Source organism: Legionella bozemanae, assembly GCF_900450575.1.
Taxonomy (GTDB): Bacteria; Pseudomonadota; Gammaproteobacteria; order Legionellales; family Legionellaceae; genus Legionella; species Legionella bozemanae.
This window is the reverse complement of the sequence record NZ_UGGY01000001.1, coordinates 2,950,678-2,967,343: the sequence shown is the minus strand read 5'-3', so window position 1 is coordinate 2,967,343 and position 16,666 is coordinate 2,950,678. Positions and strand designations below refer to the sequence as shown.

The window sequence follows — 16,666 nt, the reverse complement described above, 5'->3', positions numbered from 1 at the left end:
ATCAGTGGTAAAAGGTTTACCTTCCAAGAACAACAAACAGTAAGAATTATTTTGATAAATTATTTGAGTTATAAATCATTGTGTCAATAAAGAGTGCAGATGTTATGGGTTTGATTCTGCAATCAAACTTGTTTAAAAACAAAGAAATATATCTGTATCAGTAGAGCCCATTCTAGCTCCAAGTGCGACAATCATTTTTGGTAGTTTCAGTTTCTAAGTGCGAATTTCTGTTTTAGAAACAGTTATAAATAACGTTATGCTTAACAGTTATTTTGACACTACTATAAACAGGAATGTGTATGGGAAAACATTATCGTCATTTAACAGCTCAAGACCGTATTCAGCTGTATGAAGGTTTATTTTCAGGTCAGTCGATAGCGGCAATAGCTAGTCATTTAGGATTTCATAAATCTACTATTTATCGAGAACTAGAGCGTAATAGTAGTCGGCCTGGTTATCGAGCAGATTGGGCTTCTCAACAGTATTTATCAAGAAAATTTCATCATGGATTTAAGCGAAACAAATTTCCTGAGCTTAAGAAAGTTATTATTGCTCGCTTGAAAGAAGGCTGGTCTCCTCAACAAATTTCAGGTCGGCTTAAAAGGTCAGCAGGACAATGTATTATCTCTCATGAAACATTTATGCTTATATCTATAGTCCAGCAGGTAAAGCAGAGAAGCTTTACCAATTATTGCATAAAAAGAGACGTTTTCGTTATCCGTGCGTTCAACGCAAACGACAAAAATCGACATCGGAAACCGAAAAAATAGGTATCGCACAACGTAGTAAGGAAATAAATCAGCGCCAACTATTTGGTCATTGGGAAGGTGATTTACTAATGTTCACAAAACATAATCCGCATTTAATTACCTTGCGTGAACGGAAAAGCCGTTATTTAGTAGCAATTAAAAGTAACAGTCGAAAACCTCAGAAAACAGCTTATACATTAGTTAAATATATGAAGAAAAACTGGAGTAATATCGTACACTCTTTAACATTAGACAATGATATTGCATTTGCTCATCATGCAACAATAGCCGATGCTTTTGCCGCTCCTGTTTACTTTTGTGAACCATACAAATCCTATCAAAAAGGAGCTATTGAAAATGGAAATCGTTTATTGCGAAGGTATCTACCTAAAAAATCTAGTATTGAAAAACATACTCAAAAAGACATTGAAATGATTGTCAGTAAATTGAATAATCAACCTATGCGATGTTTAGAATATCGTACGCCAAAAGAGGTTTTTTATGAGTACAAAGAGCGCTTAAATCCGCAAGGGGAAATTCGCACTTGAAAACTGAACGTGCCTTTATACATGACATGTTCTACGCTATGGATTGTTGATCTTTGGTGGAATATAAGCTGTAGATAATCGATGGATCACTATTTTATCTAATTGAGAGATTGAACTATCTACTCTCTCAAAAGATATAGAGGGATACATTGATGCAGTATATAAAATAATAGGGTGATCTTCTTCATACCATATTAATAATTTTTCTTTCATTTTACGCAATGCGTGCATTCGCTCAGCTTGACAATCAAGCGCTTTCTTATCATTAATAATGGTATTTATACCAATTACCCCTATTTGCCATAAAACCAAATGACTATCTGAGTTAATTTTGTAATTATTTATTAATAAATTCTGTTGATTCATAAGCTTGAATTCCACAAGATCCAGGATCCACACGCAAATCACAGAACAAGCAATCTAAGCTTGAAATTCCTGGTAAAATTTCAATTTTTATATCCGATGAGCTTTTTTCGATATTTCTAATAATCCACGAGGAGAATGGATAGAGCGGGTTATATTTGATCAATGATGCTTCTACACCCTTCATCTTTTTTTGATACCCAGTTACCCCTAGTATACAGCTAAATTTATATCACCAACATTCTCTAAAGAATAATAAATAGCTAAAAAATTCAAAAAAATTTTTTCTTAATATTCTCGAAGAATTAGTGTTGCTTTCCGTTTATGTGGCATTGATGGAGGATTTACAGTTTGTTTTCTTGCGTCTATGATATTTATTTGTACGTATGTCAAAAAAAGAGTCATCATGTCATCACGAGGCGGAAAAAGAGTGATGAGGCCCTAGGGGGGGGCTTACACGTTTGTAGTGCAAGCCACGGGCGTTTTTTATTTAATTCAATGAATCGGAGATTAAAATTTAAAAATCTGAGGATTCATTGGGCCATTATAACGCATAGGATTGGTTGACTTTTTGTTTAAAAGAGACCTAAACTAATCTTGAAGCGTGCCGCGCCGGTGCTACGAACACCAGCGCTGCACTAACCATAATCCTAGCGTCAACTAGAATCATGGCTAAGTACAGTTTATCATATTTATCGTCGGTTACAATTTCGTAACCGGTGATCATGTGTGACATGTGCGGGGCATGTTCTGTTGGTTCGAGAATCAATGGAGCACTGCGGTCGCCTCGTTGATTTTCTCCCCTCAGAATGTGTTCGTGCAGCGTGCGTGGTACGTTTCCTGAAATATTTTCAGATTGTTATTGCAAAAAGGAACTTATCCATGGAGAAACGCACATCCAATTGGCCCCCTCATATTTTGTTGATTGATGACAATCCATCAACTACTGTCCTTGTACTGCGTTTGTTTCGCTATCTGGGGTATAGTGTCATGCACGCAGACAAAGCGGAAGAAATAGTACAGTTTATCCAGAAGGAGCAATTTGATTTAATCGCCATAAATCTGGCTTTTTCCTGTTTAGAAAAATACTGGCTGCATCGTACCCAATACTTTAGAGAAAATATCTCCATCATTTACTATACCCCCAATATTCTCATCAATGATTTTAGCCATGCAGCGAAGCAGGCGGGTAGGGATACACGTGATGACAGCTGGATGCTTTATTCGGAATTTTTTCATTTTTTACCTTTTACATAAAAATTTAAAATATTCAACGGCGTTGGCATGCGAGCATTTTCTTGGTTGACTCATGGCAACGATCTCATATTAAGTCTGACTTATTGGATTCACTTGAATCAAAAAACCAATAGGCGATTAACTTCAACCAATCATTGATCAAGAACCAGACAAACGCATAACCTCAAACAAACAACGCCCAGCCCCAACCCAGAGGTTTCATAGACAGCAAGTAAGGTTGCCAAAATTTGTGTTCCAAGAACAGCCAGTGTAGCCTTGATGGAGGCGTAGGCGGAATCAAGGTTTTATTTCCCGGAGGTCAATATATTTCTCTTCAACAAAATTATCGCTTCTCTTTTAATAAGCAAAATTTTTTTCTCAAAAAGGAAAACCTTGATTCCGCCTACGCCTCCATCAAGGCTATGCTTGCTGTGGATGTTTCCAAATGAGCCTCAATATTGCATCATAGACTTAAGTAATAAAAGAAAACTTGAGTTTACTTAAATATTGCTACTAAACTTGAAATTAGGATGGCTAATACAGAAACAATCAATGAAATCCAGGATATTTTATTACTTGTTCTTGCAATTTGATTTGCCTCTTCTGCAATAGAAATGTTTTGTTCCTTATGTTGATTATCAGAAGCTTCTTTATTGATATTTATCCATGCTTCTACTAGTTTTTTCTTTTTTTCAGTCCCATACACTCCTTGGGCAAGATTAATTTTTACTTGTTCAAGTCCTATGATTTCTAATTGGCTGTAAAATTTTGCTATTTCATTTTGGGCTTTCATATGAGACTGTTTGTAATTATTTATAGATACAAGTATAGGATAATCATTTATTTTGTGAATTTGTTATATCTCAAAAACACATTTCTTTGAAATATAATAATTGAGGTTATAATTGCTCAATAAAAGCAATTTTGAATAAGAAGAATTTTGTGAAACCCAAAATACCACAACCTATTATATCAATACTGTCAAATCATTTGCCAAAGTGCAGGAATGGCTACGAAGAATTAATAATGAATCGTGTGCCCCATTAATTGTTTTAGGAAAACTAATTGAAAATTATATGGATTTGCAGGTAGAAGAAAACTCTGAACTAGATGCGGCATTTCCTATAGAACCATCGCCAAATTCTTTAAAAGCATTAAAAGAAAAATTGATACGTCAGTTAGAAAAATCAAATTTAACTTACATAACAGGAGGTATTATTCATGACGGAAAGTCCGCTCCAAGTAAACATTTATGGGAAATAATTAAGACCCGAGATGTGCCTTCTATTGAAGAAGAGTTTCAACGCGCACTGACCAAAATATATACTGAACCTAAAGAAGCTGTTTCTGCAGCATGCAATATACTTGAATCTGTATTTAAAGTTTATATTCTAAAGATGAAAAGGGACTTGTATGCTTAAAAATTTACCAGATAAAATTGTATTCGAAAAACTTGGTATAAGGCTTTTTTTGTTCTGTCTAGATCAATTTTATTTTTTTGATAATTATTTAACTCAGATTTCAGAGGCAGAAGAAGAGATATCAGAAAAGGAAATATTTGTTAATGATTATATAAATCAAAATCAAGAACAACTATATGCAATTCTAATTTTATTGTTTCAGAGTATAGAAAATTTTTTAAAAAAGGAAATTTGCACTGAGTCTCCTTACTTAATAATCTCTTCAAATCCAGAAAAATGGGATGATAAAGAATTTAGCGAACTTCATTTACACGGTTTTGATTCATTATTGAAAATTTATTCTGAAATAAAGAAAAAAAAATTTACTCAACCTCTAATAGATGACATGAAGTTTCTTAAAAAAATAAGAAATTCCATTGTCCATGGTGTTTATACGAAAGTTCTTTTACCTGAAGAAATAGCAAAATATATTTTCATTTTTCTTAATGATTTTTGGGAAAACTCATGGCTTAACGAAGTTAAACCTTATATCCCAAACGAAGAGTTATCAGGTTCAGATACTGTTGTGCTTTGGAGGTATTTACATTTATTCAAAAAATACTTAGGGATAGATAAAACGTGCGATTTATTGAATATCGCTGTAAAGAGCTTTTATGAATGTCCTGAGTGTTCTTATTCTAATATGGCGGCTTATAATATTACGGATGAATGCAAGTTTGCTTACTTTTTAGATAATAAAAATAAAGGAAAAAGCATTTTATTTTGCCCTATTTGTCAAAATGAGTTTTACCTATCAAGTTTAGTTTGTACAAACAAAGAATGCTCTTCAACTAATGTAGTATCAAATCCAGATTGGGGAGATTTTTGCCTGGATTGTCTAGAGTTCTTGGCTCGAAAATGAAGAAATTCTTAGATTTATAAAAGGTAAACAACCCCCGTTTTCAATACAGCAAAAAACCCCAATGGGGTTATGGTCTTCATTATGAAAATAAAAAAATATTACAAACTCTTGTTGAGTTGCCTGAATTTATTAAGCAATCACAATCATGTATGGATGAGGAATCTAAAAAATCTTTTATAGATTACATAGCCGAATTTCCTTTACAAGATGATTTGATTGTCGGAACTGAAGGTGTTAGAAAAATTAGATGGACTGGAGACAGTAATAAAGGGAAGATAGGCGGGGGTAAGAGTAATTTACTACAAACCATTCCCATTTTTTTATTAACAGTCTACGGAAAGAACCAAAAAGATAATCTAACATAAGAAGAGAAAAATATTATTAAATCGATTATAGGCAAAATTATTGACGCGTATAAGGAGAATAATCATGAGTGAATTAGGAAAAAGTTTAATTCAAGGAGTTGAAGAGGCTTTAGAGTATGCAAAACAAAATAAAAATGGGGCAATAACTCATAAAATAGAGGTTCCCTCTGTAATAGATGTGTCCGCAATTCGGAAAGAGCTTCACATGAGTAGGCAGAAATTTTCAGAGGAATTTGGATTTAGCATACGAACAGTAGAAAAGTGGGAAAGAGGAGAGCGATTACCTGAAGGACCTACCCGAGCTTATTTAACTGTTATTGATAGAAATCCGCATGCGGTAATAGAAGCATTACGGAAAGCTAGCTAGCGCTAATTGGGTAAAGAATTCGAGTTGTTTACAATCATAATGGAAGTATCAACAGCCTAAATATAACTATTGGATAAAAATGCGGATTTGCAAATTAACTGTAGAAAATGTAAAAAGTTTTTTAAATAAAGCTGAATTAATTTTGGATAGTAATATTTCTATCATTATTGGACCAAATGGTGGAGGAAAATCAAATCTGTTAGATATATTAGTTATTGTAATAAGGAAGTTTTTGTATGGCTCTCAATATCCACAAGAATCAAATACCTCGCAACAAGTTGAATACCTTTATAATGAAAAACTTAATGGCATGATTCTAGAGCCTCATAGCTCAGGAAAAAATCAACCTCAATTTATTGAAATTGAGATAGAGTGTACCGCGGATGATAAACAAAAAATGGAGGAAATGCAGAGTAACGCAAAACGCTTAGAGGAAATTTCAGGTGACAAATATAAAAAAGCAGGCCTATCTATTCTAACGGAAAATTGGGATTTAAAATTAATTCAACCCGGGAAAAAATTTAAATACAAACTTAGATTTTCAGATAACGCCTTTATTCCTACTTCTGAGAATGAGGAAGGTGCTAAATTCTTTCACACTTATTTATCTCTATATGAGAGATATGAAAAAATTCGGGATGAATACTATGATGAACCCCTTGTAACTCCTTTTTTATTTTTGTCAGCTAATCGAGGTTTAAATTTCAAAACTGATATTGAATTGCATCAATATGATGAATATGAATTAAATAAACAAATTGGATCTACTACATCACGCTCGAATTCTCCAATCATTAATTTTGCTATTGGACAAATAATTCAAAAATATCGCCTTCTTTTAGATACTCAGGTAAAACCAATGGAGTATTTAAATGAAAAAAAATCTATTAAAGAGCTCAATTCATTTTTAAAGAAAATTGGGTATAGCTGGGAGATTGAATGTATTAACCCTAATAAGAATCATTATGATTTAAAACTTAAAAAAAATGGAATAGAGTTTCCGATCGGTTCGGCCTCTTCTGGGGAAATTGAGTTATTGACCTATTTATTCACTATTTATTTTTTAAACGTGTCTGATGCAATAATAATTATTGATGAAGCTGAACTTCATCTTCATCCACAATGGCAAAAGTCATTATTTGACCTCTTTATTAAATTGTCTAAAGAAACAGGTAATCAGTTTATAATTTCCACTCATTCTCCATCCTTTATAACTCCTCATTCTATAGAATATGTATCTAGGGTTTATAATAATAAGGTTCAAAGTCAGATTGTTCGCTTAAATAAAGATGACCTACCACAGGCTAAACAACTCTTGAAGATGATTAATAGTCAGAACAATGAAGTTATCTTTTTTGCGGATGAGGTTACTTTGGTAGAAGGACCGTCAGATCGTATATTTTTTAAGGCTTTATTTAATCATTTTAATATAGCGAATGAGTACTCTGGATTAACTTCAAACTCTAAAATAATTGAATTTATAGACGTTGGAGGTAAATTAAGTTTTGAACATTATAGTAAACTACTTCAGTTATTGTGTATTAAAAGCAATATAATAGCAGATTTGGATTATGCTCTAAACATAGGCTCATCAGATATTAAAAAGCTTTTAACTCCAGACTATAAAAAACTTAGAGAGTCTTTGTGCCAGATTGGGAATAAGGATGGAGTAAAATTGATTAAAATGCTTGATGATGCGATAGATACAAAAAATTTCGAAGACTTACAGAATTTTCGGGACTATTTAAAAACTCGTCATCAAAAAATTAGAAAAGATTTAAACTCAGATGAAGAAAAAGTTATTAATGATTTTATAAATGAACAAAAGGAAAGTAATTGTTTTATTCTTCGAAAAGGTTCATTGGAAGATTATTTGCCGACAGGTTTTAAGTGTAAAGATACTAATAAAATAATCTCATTAATTAATGAAGAGCACTTTACCTCATCACTACCTGAAGAGGGGCTGAAAGAGTTAGAAGAAATCCTTAAAACAATAATTGGAATTTAAGAGAAAAGTTCTAAATTTATACAATAAAAATAAAGCCCTATTAAATGAAATAAGTTTTATTTTGAAATCAGAAGAATGCTGGTGGGGAAGCCATCGAGCTTAATCAACCCAATGATTCATTAAAAGTCTGATTAATTCTAAAATTAAACTATTCGGGGGTAAATAATCTCAATAAGAATTAACTCCTTACAAAGTCCGATTTTATTACTTCAACTATGCAATCCCAATAATCTTCTGGGATTATTTCGTTTTTATATATTGGATGACTGGTCATTTTTTTAAAAAAATCAATTGTATTTAAAATTATCTTCTCAACATTAGAGTCAATGCTTTTTCCGTGTGCAGAAAATCCCTCTCTAATTTTTCTAGCATCAATCTGCGGCTTGTCATTATCTGAAATACCTTGAACCCAGTTGACCACAGGCATTATTTTTTTATCTTTATTCTTAATAGGAACTTCGTATAATGTTAGGAACACAGGATCAAGCCTCATCAACTTGGGACCAATTTTTTCAGCTGCGCTTGCATCTATTGTGCAACCTGACCACTGTTGGCTTTTTTCGAGACTAGCAGCCTCTACAATTGGCAAACCCAGCATTTGATGATGAATAATATTCGGATTTTCCGGGGTTATTTTACCATCTAAAGTTAGCATACCGTGAGTAATAGCACCTCGCAATGGGAAGCCAAAGTATAATGCCCTAGCCATTAAGTTTCTTACTGTGGCTAGCAAAGTCAAAAAATCTGTAAACACATTGCCACTAGTGGAAAGAATTATAGAATCAGAAATAGTTAGACAGTTAAGAGTCACATTATCCAACTTTGGAGCTAAAAGCTCTTGCGTATCGGCATTTATAACCTGTTCAATCCATGAGGAGTTTCTCGTAATTTGCTCAGCGGCTTCGGTAAGCGACATGTCAATTATAGGGCGAAAAAGTGATTGATAAATAGCAATCAAATTATCATGGGTATTTCTCCGTACAAAATCCGAGAAGCCGAGTATATCTAGAAATGCAACGAAGACTTCTTGTGCGGGTTTGATTTCTTTTAAATCTTTAGAATATTCAATAAAATTCATAATAATGTCAAACGACCCTTAAACGAAGGCAAAAAAATATTAGCGCTGATTCTATTCTAATTTTTTGTTATAAGTTAAGACATACTTTAAAATTATTGATACCTTGCTTAAATATTTTTTATTTATTGCTCATTCCACATGACAGTCTTCCTGCTTTGTAAGTATCAGGCCAATCAAAGAAAGAATAATCACATTGTGCTTTGATAAAAAGTGGCTCATTGAGGGAGGAATACTCAATAATTCTTATAGAGTAATACTGGAAGAGGGCAATATAACTTTACTACCATAATAAGCCTGATTACTGTGAAAGCAGACTGAGATAAAAAGTTGTTCATGGGAAAGACAACTATATAAATAGTATTTTATCAATCACAAACATGAAAATTCCATGCAATAAACACGATGATTTGTGGTGAATGATATGGTGAATGGTAAATAAAAATGTCTTTATTTTCCTATGGTTAAATGTTATTGATTTGTGTTTTTCACCATTAACTCATCGTGACTTCACCATCATTAGATAAGAGTTTTCTTTTAAATTCCGTGAATTTTGATGAGGACTTCCATTAATCATTAATTAAGATCGTCTGAATGTCATGAACAAGTCATGGCCAGTAGGTGATTGGGTTTAATTATTACTAGGTCTTTGTGAAAAGGGATTGTTAATAGTCTTTATATTACCAAGACTCGTTTAATTAGCACCCTACGTGCACGCTATAAAATTATCTTCATGAAATTTCGTAACTTATTGATTGGTCGGAGTGACAAGAATCGAACTTGCGACCCCTGCCTCCCGAAGGCAGTGCTCTACCAGGCTGAGCTACACTCCGTGTTGTGCAATAAATTTACGTAGTACGCTACAAGGCGCTATTTAACGCTAAAAATTAATAGCTTCGTTGCAAAGCGAATTGAGCCAAATTGATAAGCGCGTCTTTATATTTTGAAGCGGGTAATAGTGTCAAAGAAGACAATGCCTTGTCGATTTCTTGTGCGGCTATTTTTTTTGTATATTCTATTGCTTTTGTTTCTTCCAGAGCGACAAGGATCTCGGGTAAGAAATCTAAACTGCCTTTTTTAAGGCTTTCCATGATTTGTTGCTTTTGTAGTTCAGTGCCATGTTGTAATGCATAAATTAAAGGTAATGTAGCTTTTCCATCCGCTAAATCATCCCCTATATTCTTACCAATAGTTTTGGCATTAGAGCAATAATCCAGGGCATCGTCTATGAGTTGGAAGGCATTGCCTAAGTGCAGGCCATAGGCATAGAGACTGTCTTGCATTTCTTTGGAAGAGTGGCAAATCATAGGGCCTATACACGCAGCAGCAGCAAATAAAAGGGCTGTTTTTGCACGAATTACATCAAAGTACTCATCAAAGGTTAATGCAGGGTTGTGGCGATTCGATAGTTGCTTGACTTCCCCACAACTGATCTCGAGTGCTGTTTTGGCAAAAAGCTTCAGTACGTCTGAATTACCAGAATCAACAATTAACTCGATTGATTGGGTAAAGAGATAATCACCCACCAGAATACTTGCTTTGCTGCCCCAAATGTCATTTGCTGTTTGACGTCCTCTCCTTAAAGTAGATTCATCAATGACGTCATCGTGCAGTAAAGTAGCGGTGTGAAAGAACTCTACCATGGTGGCCAAAGTAATATGCTCATTACCTTGATAACCGCATGCATTGCTTGTTAAAAGAACCAACAATGGTCGTAGTCTTTTGCCGCCACTTTCTATTATATGGTGAGACATATCATCAATTAAGCCAATTTGTGATTCAATTTTATTAACAATTAAAGTATTAACTGCATTAAAATCGTCACTAACTAGCGCGCGTATACTGTCAATCGCCATTGTTTTTCCTCTACGATTCAATCAACAAATGCTAAGGTTGGGCATGCCAATTGTCAAGTAAAAGTAGGCTTAACTTTAGGGACTGTTACACCCTGGCTTATACATTAAATCGGAAATGCATTACATCTCCATCGCAAACGACATAATCTTTACCTTCCAGACGCAATTTTCCGGCTTCTTTAGCTCCTTGCTCACCTTTATAAGTGATAAATGCATCATATGCTATGACTTCCGCGCGGATGAATCCTTTTTCAAAGTCTGTGTGAATGACTCCTGCAGCTTGTGGTGCGGTAGCTCCTTTAGGAATGGTCCAGGCTCTTACTTCCTTTACTCCAGCAGTAAAATAAGTTTGTAATCCCAACAATTCATAACCTGCACGGATCACCCGATGTAATCCGGGTTCGCTTAACCCCAAATCCTCCATGAACTCTTGGCGATCTGTTTCATCCAGCTCAACTAGCTCCGCTTCAGTTGCCGCGCATAGAGCAACAATACTGGCTTTTTCTTGTAGGGCCAAGTTACGAACTTGATCAAGCAATGGGTTGTTTTCATAACCATTGTCATCGACGTTAGCAATATAAAGCACGGGTTTGGCAGTGAGTAAAAAAAGACGGCGTACAATAGGCTCTTCTTCAGTACTTAATTCAAGCGTACGGACAGGATGACCTGCATCCAGATGTGCCTTGATTTTTTCCAAAGTCTTCATTTCAAAAATAGCTTCTTTATTACCGCTACGAGTATTTTTTCCTGTTTTTAATATGGCTTTTTCAAGTGTTTCCATATCTGCTAAAGCCAGCTCTGTATTAATTACTTCAATGTCACTTAGTGGTTTGACATGGCCTTCCACGTGGACCACATCAGTATTTTCAAAACAACGTACCACATGAGCAATGGCGTCGGTTTCACGAATATTGGCTAGAAACTGATTACCCAAACCTTCACCTTTGGATGCACCTTTAACGATCCCCGCAATATCAACAAATTGCATGGTAGCTGGGAGCACTTGTTGTGGTTTTACTATCTCACTCAAAGCATCAAGACGAGGATCTGGAACAGTAACTATCCCTACATTGGGTTCAATGGTGCAAAAAGGATAGTTTGCTGCTTCAATACCTGCTTTGGTAAGTGCATTGAACAGAGTTGATTTACCAACATTGGGCAAGCCCACAATGCCGCATTTAAATCCCATGTGTAGTACCTCTAAATTGTTAAAAACTAAAACTAACTGTTACCCCGCATCAACTGCGTGCAAATCCAACGAGAATTTTTTCATCGGGTAAGCAGTTCCTAAGCGTTCAATTGATTCATTGCCCTGGCTAAATCGCCTGAGAAGACTAAAGGCATTGCCGCTATACCTCTATCAATTGCATCATAAATTAATTGCCTGTCTTGTGCAGAAGGTCTGCCAAGCACAAATTGATGAACTAAATCTCTATGTCCAGGATGGCCAATTCCAATTCGTAAGCGGTGAAATTCTGTGCTCCCTAATTGGGCTATTATATCTCTTAACCCATTATGACCGCCATGACCTCCACCTGTTTTAAGTTTAATGCGTCCTGGAGGTAAATCCAATTCATCATGTGCAACCAGTATTTCTTGAGGTTGAATTCGATAAAATTGACTGATAAGCCGGGTAGGTTGGCCACTATAATTCATAAAGGATATGGGCAAAACTAATTTGGCTGTGTGCTGATTTAACTCCAACTCAGCCAATTCGGCTTGCATTTTTTTTTCCAGCTTAAAAAAGACACTGTGTCGCTGAGCTAGGGCAGAGATTAACCATCCACCGGCATTATGACGAGTGTGTTCATATGCTGATCCTGGGTTGCGCAAACCAATGATAAGTTTTATTGCCATGGCATCGCTCTTTTAGATAGGGGGCGTAAATTTTGGAGTTTTTGTAGCCTGGGTGAAGCGCAGCGGAACCCGGGTTAGTTTGCACAAAACTCCCGGGTTCCGCTGCGCTTCACCCAGGCTACAGTTTTAAATTTTTTTCAACCCAACTTAAAATGATTATTCTTCATTTTTCTCAGAATCAACAGTTGGTACAGCTGATGCTGGAACTTCCGCTGCAGCTTCAGTTGTTTCTTCTTCTGTTGCACTTACTCTAGCCATGTGGATGCTTACAACAGGAGCATCATGACTTCCATCGGTAACATCAACAGTAAGTTTTACCCCTTTAGGTAATTTTAAGTGAGATAAATGAACAACATCATCCATTTTAACGTCTGACATATCTACTGCGATAAATTCAGGTAAATCTTTTGCTTGGCAGCGGATTTCTACTTGAGTCATGGTGTGGTTAATAATACCGCCAGCTTTAATACCAGGAGCTTTATCTTCATTGATAAAGTGAATTGGTACTAATTTAACCAGGACATCAGTTTTAGAAACGCGTTGTAAATCCATATGCATTACAACTGGTTTATAGGGATGACGTTGTAATGCCTTCAAAATAACATGTTCAACTTTGCCATCAATTGTAATATCAAAAACACTGGAATAGATACTTTCAGTTTCCAAAGCTTTAATTACTTTATTATGTTGAAAATGAATTGACATTGGCTTTTTGTCACCGCCATAAATTACAGCAGGTACTTTATTTTCAAGACGACGTAGGCGGCGGCTCGCACCTTTCCCCATATCCGTTCTTGTTTGAGCTTCTAAAAGGACATTTGACATTATATACTCCAAAAATTTATATAAGTTCCTTCAGGATCTGTTTTACAGCTCCTAAGTTTAATCCGCGACCAGATTAAACACCGGATAATGAGTTAAAAAATCCGGAAAGGGTGGCGAAGTATACAATATTTTAAAATGAACTTGAAGTCATAGTGATAATTTCATAGAATATGCGACTTTATGAATTTGTGATAGCCAATCAGGCGAATTGGAGAAAAATTATGTATGCGGTAATCAAAACTGGCGGTAAGCAATACACCGTGAAGGAAGGTGATGTGTTAAAAATTGAATTACTGTCTGAAGATGTTGGCAATGAAATACAATTTAAAGAAGTATTAATGTTGGCTGATGGCGATAAAATTACATGTGGATCCCCATTAGTTGCCAAGGCAACAGTGAAAGCCGAAGTGCTTGATCATGGCCGTCACAAAAAAGTTAAGATTATCAAGTTTCGTCGTCGTAAGCACCATATGAAACAAATGGGGCACAGACAATATTATTCGCAAGTTAAAATTACTGCGATAAGCAAGTAAGAGAGGATAGCAATGGCTCATAAAAAAGCAGGTGGTAGTACTCGTAACGGCCGCGACTCGAATCCCAAGTATCTTGGAGTGAAGCGTTTTGGTGGTCAGTTCGTTAACGCGGGTGAAATAATTGTAAGACAACGTGGTACACGTTTTCATCCAGGGCCTGGCGTAGGTTGTGGTCGTGATCATACCTTGTTTGCCTTAGTTGAAGGTCTGGTACAATTTGTTGTCAAAGGTGACAAAAATCGTAAATACGTAACAATAGTTGCAGAGCAAAAAGAAGAAGCTGCAAACTAATCGTTATTGTAGCCAGAATACTGCATAGAGCGGCATTGGCTTTTTATTTATGATGTATTCCGGAATTAGCTTAATCCAGACTACATTTTATGCCTAAATACAATGTTATTAGCCCCGGCAACGGGGTTTTTTTTATTTTGAGGTTGGTCATGAAATTCGTTGATGAAGCAGTAATAAAAGTAGAAGCAGGCCATGGTGGAAATGGTTGCCTAAGCTTCAGACGCGAAAAGTTTATACCACGCGGCGGCCCTGATGGGGGTGATGGGGGTGATGGGGGCAGCGTTTATTTTGAAGCCAGCACCGATTTAAATACCCTTGTTGATTTTCGTTATATGCGCCATTTCAAAGCAGGTAATGGCCAGTCCGGTATGGGAGGGAATTGTACTGGGAAAAAAGGAGATGATTTAACGATCAAAGTGCCTGTTGGTACCATGATTTACGATGTGGATACTGGAGAACTGCTGGGTGATATTAAAGAACCAGGCGTACCTGTATTAATTGCCCAAGGCGGGTTTCATGGTTTAGGAAATACGCGTTATAAAAGCAGTGTGAATCGCTCTCCAAGACAAACCACTCCAGGAAGTTCAGGGGAGTCACGACATTTACGCTTGGAGTTGCGCGTTTTAGCTGATGTAGGGTTGTTGGGATTGCCTAATGCAGGAAAATCTACTTTAATTCGGGCAGTTTCAAGTTCGAAGGCTAAAGTAGCCGATTATCCTTTTACGACATTGCATCCAAGCTTAGGTGTTGTTAGCGTTTCTTCACACAAGAGTTTCGTGATGGCAGATATTCCTGGTCTTATTGAAGGAGCTTCTACAGGAGCTGGACTTGGGCATCGATTTCTAAAACATCTTTCACGTACTTGCGTGTTACTTCATGTCATTGATGTTGCGCCTTTGGATAATAGTGATCCCGTTGAATCAGCTAAAGCAATTATTCATGAGTTAGCAGAATACAATCCTGAACTGTTGCAAAAACCTCGATGGTTGGTATTGAACAAAATAGATATGCTACCCGATGCAGCAAGCCGAGAAGAAAGAATTGGGGCTATAGTAAATGGTTTGGACTGGAAAGACAGAGTCTTTGCAATTTCGGCAATCAGTGGTGAAGGCACGCAACAATTGTGTTATTCACTGATGCAATTGATTGATGAGATGAAAGAGTCTGAAGCATAACCATTCTGCGGCATATTCAACTACTGAGGCTGTACGATAGGGTATACTATGGATTTCACGGCCTTCCTGGCAGTGATTGCTGTAATTAATAATTAATTGTGTTGCGCCTTTTGTTGGTTGTTGCTGCCAATATTCCTCTAAACCGCGTATATGAAAATGCAGGGTGTTTTTATGCAACCCTGTAAAATGTAACAAATGATGTATGCCGGGTTTATTGAGCAGTAATTGCAGTAACCCTCCGGTTGCCTCATCAATAATGGTTATTGGTTCATTGATGCGCGTAATTAATTCACGTAAGTTTTCAGATGCTTTTTTATCTACATCACTAATAATATGGGGCGCTAGGATAGGTTCAACAATGGTTTTTATTTTATCTACAAGATTAGGAATACAACGGACCTTAAATTCAATATAAGGTGATTCCCAGCGATAACCTGTTTGGCAATCAATATCTTGGAGCGCATTTTCCAATTTTTGGGCTATTTCACTTTCTGGCAAACCAAAAATTCGCCATTTGAGTATTTGCTTTTGACTATGAGTGGTTTGCTGCAATATAGGCATTACATACTGATTAAACATCGGCAAACATTCACGAGGTGGTCCTGGTAACAGAAAAAAGTGTTTATTTTTCCATGGATAATAACATCCTAAAGCACTGCCTACGGGATTGGGTAAGAGATGAACTTGCTCGGGGAAGAGGCATTGTTGAACGTTTCCTGGATTGAGCGCTAGATTTGCATCGCGTAGTAGACTTTGAATGTGTTCAAGAGCTATATCGTGTTGTACCAACGCCTCACCAGTAAAGTGAGATAAGGCAAAACGGGTAAGATCATCAGTAGTAGGCCCAAGTCCGCCAATGATAATGATGATGTCATGTTTTTTAGTCAGAAAGCGTAAACAATTTATGATATCAATCTGTTTGTCGCTGCAGGCCATATGTACGCCTAAAGGCAAGCCTTCAGAACTTAGTGTATGGGCGATGTCGCGGCCATTGGTATTTAGGGTATCACCATGAACTATTTCATCACCGGTTGCTAAAATGGCTACCGTCATTGTTTTTTCCAAGCGTCAATATTGGCTTGATTTTATAGCATAA

General features: G+C 36.1%; 20 protein-coding genes and 1 tRNA gene. 11 read left to right on the top strand and 10 right to left on the bottom strand.

Features of this window, described 5'->3' with window-relative positions; all coding sequences use genetic code 11:
* Nucleotides 1-299: 299 nt before the first annotated feature.
* Nucleotides 300-770 carry a helix-turn-helix domain-containing protein gene (locus DY223_RS13085; RefSeq protein WP_058457918.1) on the top strand — a complete coding sequence of 157 codons (471 nt, stop codon included), beginning with the start codon at nucleotides 300-302 and terminating at the stop codon, nucleotides 768-770.
* Nucleotides 692-1,297: an IS30 family transposase gene (locus tag DY223_RS13080; protein WP_259293202.1), complete on the top strand. Its 606-nt coding sequence runs from the start codon at nucleotides 692-694 to the stop codon at nucleotides 1,295-1,297. Before DY223_RS13085 ends, DY223_RS13080 begins: the two co-directional genes overlap by 79 nt.
* Nucleotides 1,298-1,333: 36 nt before the next feature.
* Here the strand turns inward: DY223_RS13080 and DY223_RS13075 are convergent, their stop codons facing one another.
* Nucleotides 1,334-1,663 (bottom strand): SAM-dependent methyltransferase, encoded by a 330-nt coding sequence (locus tag DY223_RS13075; RefSeq protein ID WP_058457920.1) that lies wholly within the window; start codon nucleotides 1,661-1,663, stop codon nucleotides 1,334-1,336.
* A complete protein-coding gene (locus tag DY223_RS13070) occupies nucleotides 1,635-1,847 on the bottom strand; it encodes an SAM-dependent methyltransferase (RefSeq protein ID WP_058457921.1) in 213 nt (70 codons plus the stop codon). Before DY223_RS13070 ends, DY223_RS13075 begins: the two co-directional genes overlap by 29 nt.
* A 695-nt stretch (nucleotides 1,848-2,542) precedes the next feature.
* Here DY223_RS13070 and DY223_RS13060 point away from each other — a divergent pair.
* Entirely contained in the window at nucleotides 2,543-2,917 is a 375-nt protein-coding gene (locus DY223_RS13060) for a response regulator (protein WP_058457922.1), read from the top strand.
* A gap of 475 nt (nucleotides 2,918-3,392) precedes the next feature.
* Here DY223_RS13060 and DY223_RS13050 read toward each other — a convergent pair whose 3' ends face one another.
* A complete protein-coding gene (locus tag DY223_RS13050; RefSeq protein ID WP_058457924.1) occupies nucleotides 3,393-3,689 on the bottom strand; it encodes a hypothetical protein in 297 nt (98 codons plus the stop codon).
* A gap of 283 nt (nucleotides 3,690-3,972) precedes the next feature.
* On the opposite strand from DY223_RS13050, the gene DY223_RS13045 reads away from it, so the two are divergent.
* The 5 genes from DY223_RS13045 (at nucleotide 3,973) to DY223_RS13025 (ending at nucleotide 7,958) form a co-directional block, all read left to right on the top strand.
* On the top strand, nucleotides 3,973-4,317 hold the full coding sequence (locus tag DY223_RS13045; RefSeq protein WP_058457925.1) for a hypothetical protein: 345 nt from the start codon (nucleotides 3,973-3,975) through the stop codon (nucleotides 4,315-4,317).
* Nucleotides 4,310-5,218, top strand: coding sequence for a hypothetical protein (locus DY223_RS13040; protein ID WP_058457926.1), 909 nt, complete (start codon nucleotides 4,310-4,312; stop codon nucleotides 5,216-5,218). The genes DY223_RS13045 and DY223_RS13040 overlap by 8 nt, the downstream gene beginning before the upstream one ends.
* A gap of 149 nt (nucleotides 5,219-5,367) precedes the next feature.
* Nucleotides 5,368-5,583, top strand: a complete 216-nt coding sequence (locus DY223_RS13035; RefSeq protein WP_064115121.1) for a hypothetical protein — start codon at nucleotides 5,368-5,370, stop codon at nucleotides 5,581-5,583.
* Nucleotides 5,584-5,647: 64 nt separating this feature from the next.
* The gene (locus tag DY223_RS13030) at nucleotides 5,648-5,950 is read left to right on the top strand and encodes a helix-turn-helix domain-containing protein (protein WP_058457927.1); all 303 of its coding nucleotides are present in this window, start codon (nucleotides 5,648-5,650) and stop codon (nucleotides 5,948-5,950) included.
* A 79-nt stretch (nucleotides 5,951-6,029) separates the two neighbouring features.
* On the top strand, nucleotides 6,030-7,958 hold the full coding sequence (locus tag DY223_RS13025; RefSeq protein ID WP_058457928.1) for an AAA family ATPase: 1,929 nt from the start codon (nucleotides 6,030-6,032) through the stop codon (nucleotides 7,956-7,958).
* A gap of 178 nt (nucleotides 7,959-8,136) precedes the next feature.
* Here the strand turns inward: DY223_RS13025 and DY223_RS13020 are convergent, their stop codons facing one another.
* The 6 genes from DY223_RS13020 to DY223_RS12995 form a co-directional block, all read right to left on the bottom strand.
* A complete protein-coding gene (locus DY223_RS13020) occupies nucleotides 8,137-9,036 on the bottom strand; it encodes a hypothetical protein (RefSeq protein ID WP_058457929.1) in 900 nt (299 codons plus the stop codon).
* A gap of 753 nt (nucleotides 9,037-9,789) precedes the next feature.
* Nucleotides 9,790-9,866 (bottom strand) — tRNA-Pro (locus tag DY223_RS13015).
* Nucleotides 9,867-9,920: 54 nt separating this feature from the next.
* Nucleotides 9,921-10,889 carry a polyprenyl synthetase family protein gene (locus DY223_RS13010; protein WP_058457930.1) on the bottom strand — a complete coding sequence of 323 codons (969 nt, stop codon included), beginning with the start codon at nucleotides 10,887-10,889 and terminating at the stop codon, nucleotides 9,921-9,923.
* Nucleotides 10,890-10,986: 97 nt separating this feature from the next.
* A complete protein-coding gene (gene ychF, locus DY223_RS13005) occupies nucleotides 10,987-12,078 on the bottom strand; it encodes a redox-regulated ATPase YchF (protein WP_058457931.1) in 1,092 nt (363 codons plus the stop codon).
* A gap of 98 nt (nucleotides 12,079-12,176) precedes the next feature.
* Nucleotides 12,177-12,746 (bottom strand): aminoacyl-tRNA hydrolase, encoded by a 570-nt coding sequence (gene pth / locus DY223_RS13000; RefSeq protein WP_058457932.1) that lies wholly within the window; start codon nucleotides 12,744-12,746, stop codon nucleotides 12,177-12,179.
* A gap of 156 nt (nucleotides 12,747-12,902) precedes the next feature.
* Nucleotides 12,903-13,571, bottom strand: coding sequence for a 50S ribosomal protein L25/general stress protein Ctc (locus DY223_RS12995; protein ID WP_058457933.1), 669 nt, complete (start codon nucleotides 13,569-13,571; stop codon nucleotides 12,903-12,905).
* 221 nt (nucleotides 13,572-13,792) lie between these two features.
* Here DY223_RS12995 and rplU point away from each other — a divergent pair, with 221 nt between their 5' ends.
* The 3 genes from rplU (at nucleotide 13,793) to cgtA (ending at nucleotide 15,570) form a co-directional block, all read left to right on the top strand.
* Nucleotides 13,793-14,104, top strand: coding sequence for a 50S ribosomal protein L21 (rplU, locus tag DY223_RS12990; protein WP_058457934.1), 312 nt, complete (start codon nucleotides 13,793-13,795; stop codon nucleotides 14,102-14,104).
* A 12-nt stretch (nucleotides 14,105-14,116) separates the two neighbouring features.
* Nucleotides 14,117-14,395 (top strand): 50S ribosomal protein L27, encoded by a 279-nt coding sequence (rpmA, locus tag DY223_RS12985; RefSeq protein WP_019233611.1) that lies wholly within the window; start codon nucleotides 14,117-14,119, stop codon nucleotides 14,393-14,395.
* A gap of 149 nt (nucleotides 14,396-14,544) precedes the next feature.
* Nucleotides 14,545-15,570: an Obg family GTPase CgtA gene (gene cgtA, locus DY223_RS12980; RefSeq protein WP_058457935.1), complete on the top strand. Its 1,026-nt coding sequence runs from the start codon at nucleotides 14,545-14,547 to the stop codon at nucleotides 15,568-15,570.
* Here the strand turns inward: cgtA and DY223_RS12975 are convergent.
* Nucleotides 15,526-16,623: a competence/damage-inducible protein A gene (locus DY223_RS12975; RefSeq protein WP_058457936.1), complete on the bottom strand. Its 1,098-nt coding sequence runs from the start codon at nucleotides 16,621-16,623 to the stop codon at nucleotides 15,526-15,528. The two genes, cgtA and DY223_RS12975, sit on opposite strands and share 45 nt — an antisense overlap.
* Nucleotides 16,624-16,666: the final 43 nt, after the last annotated feature.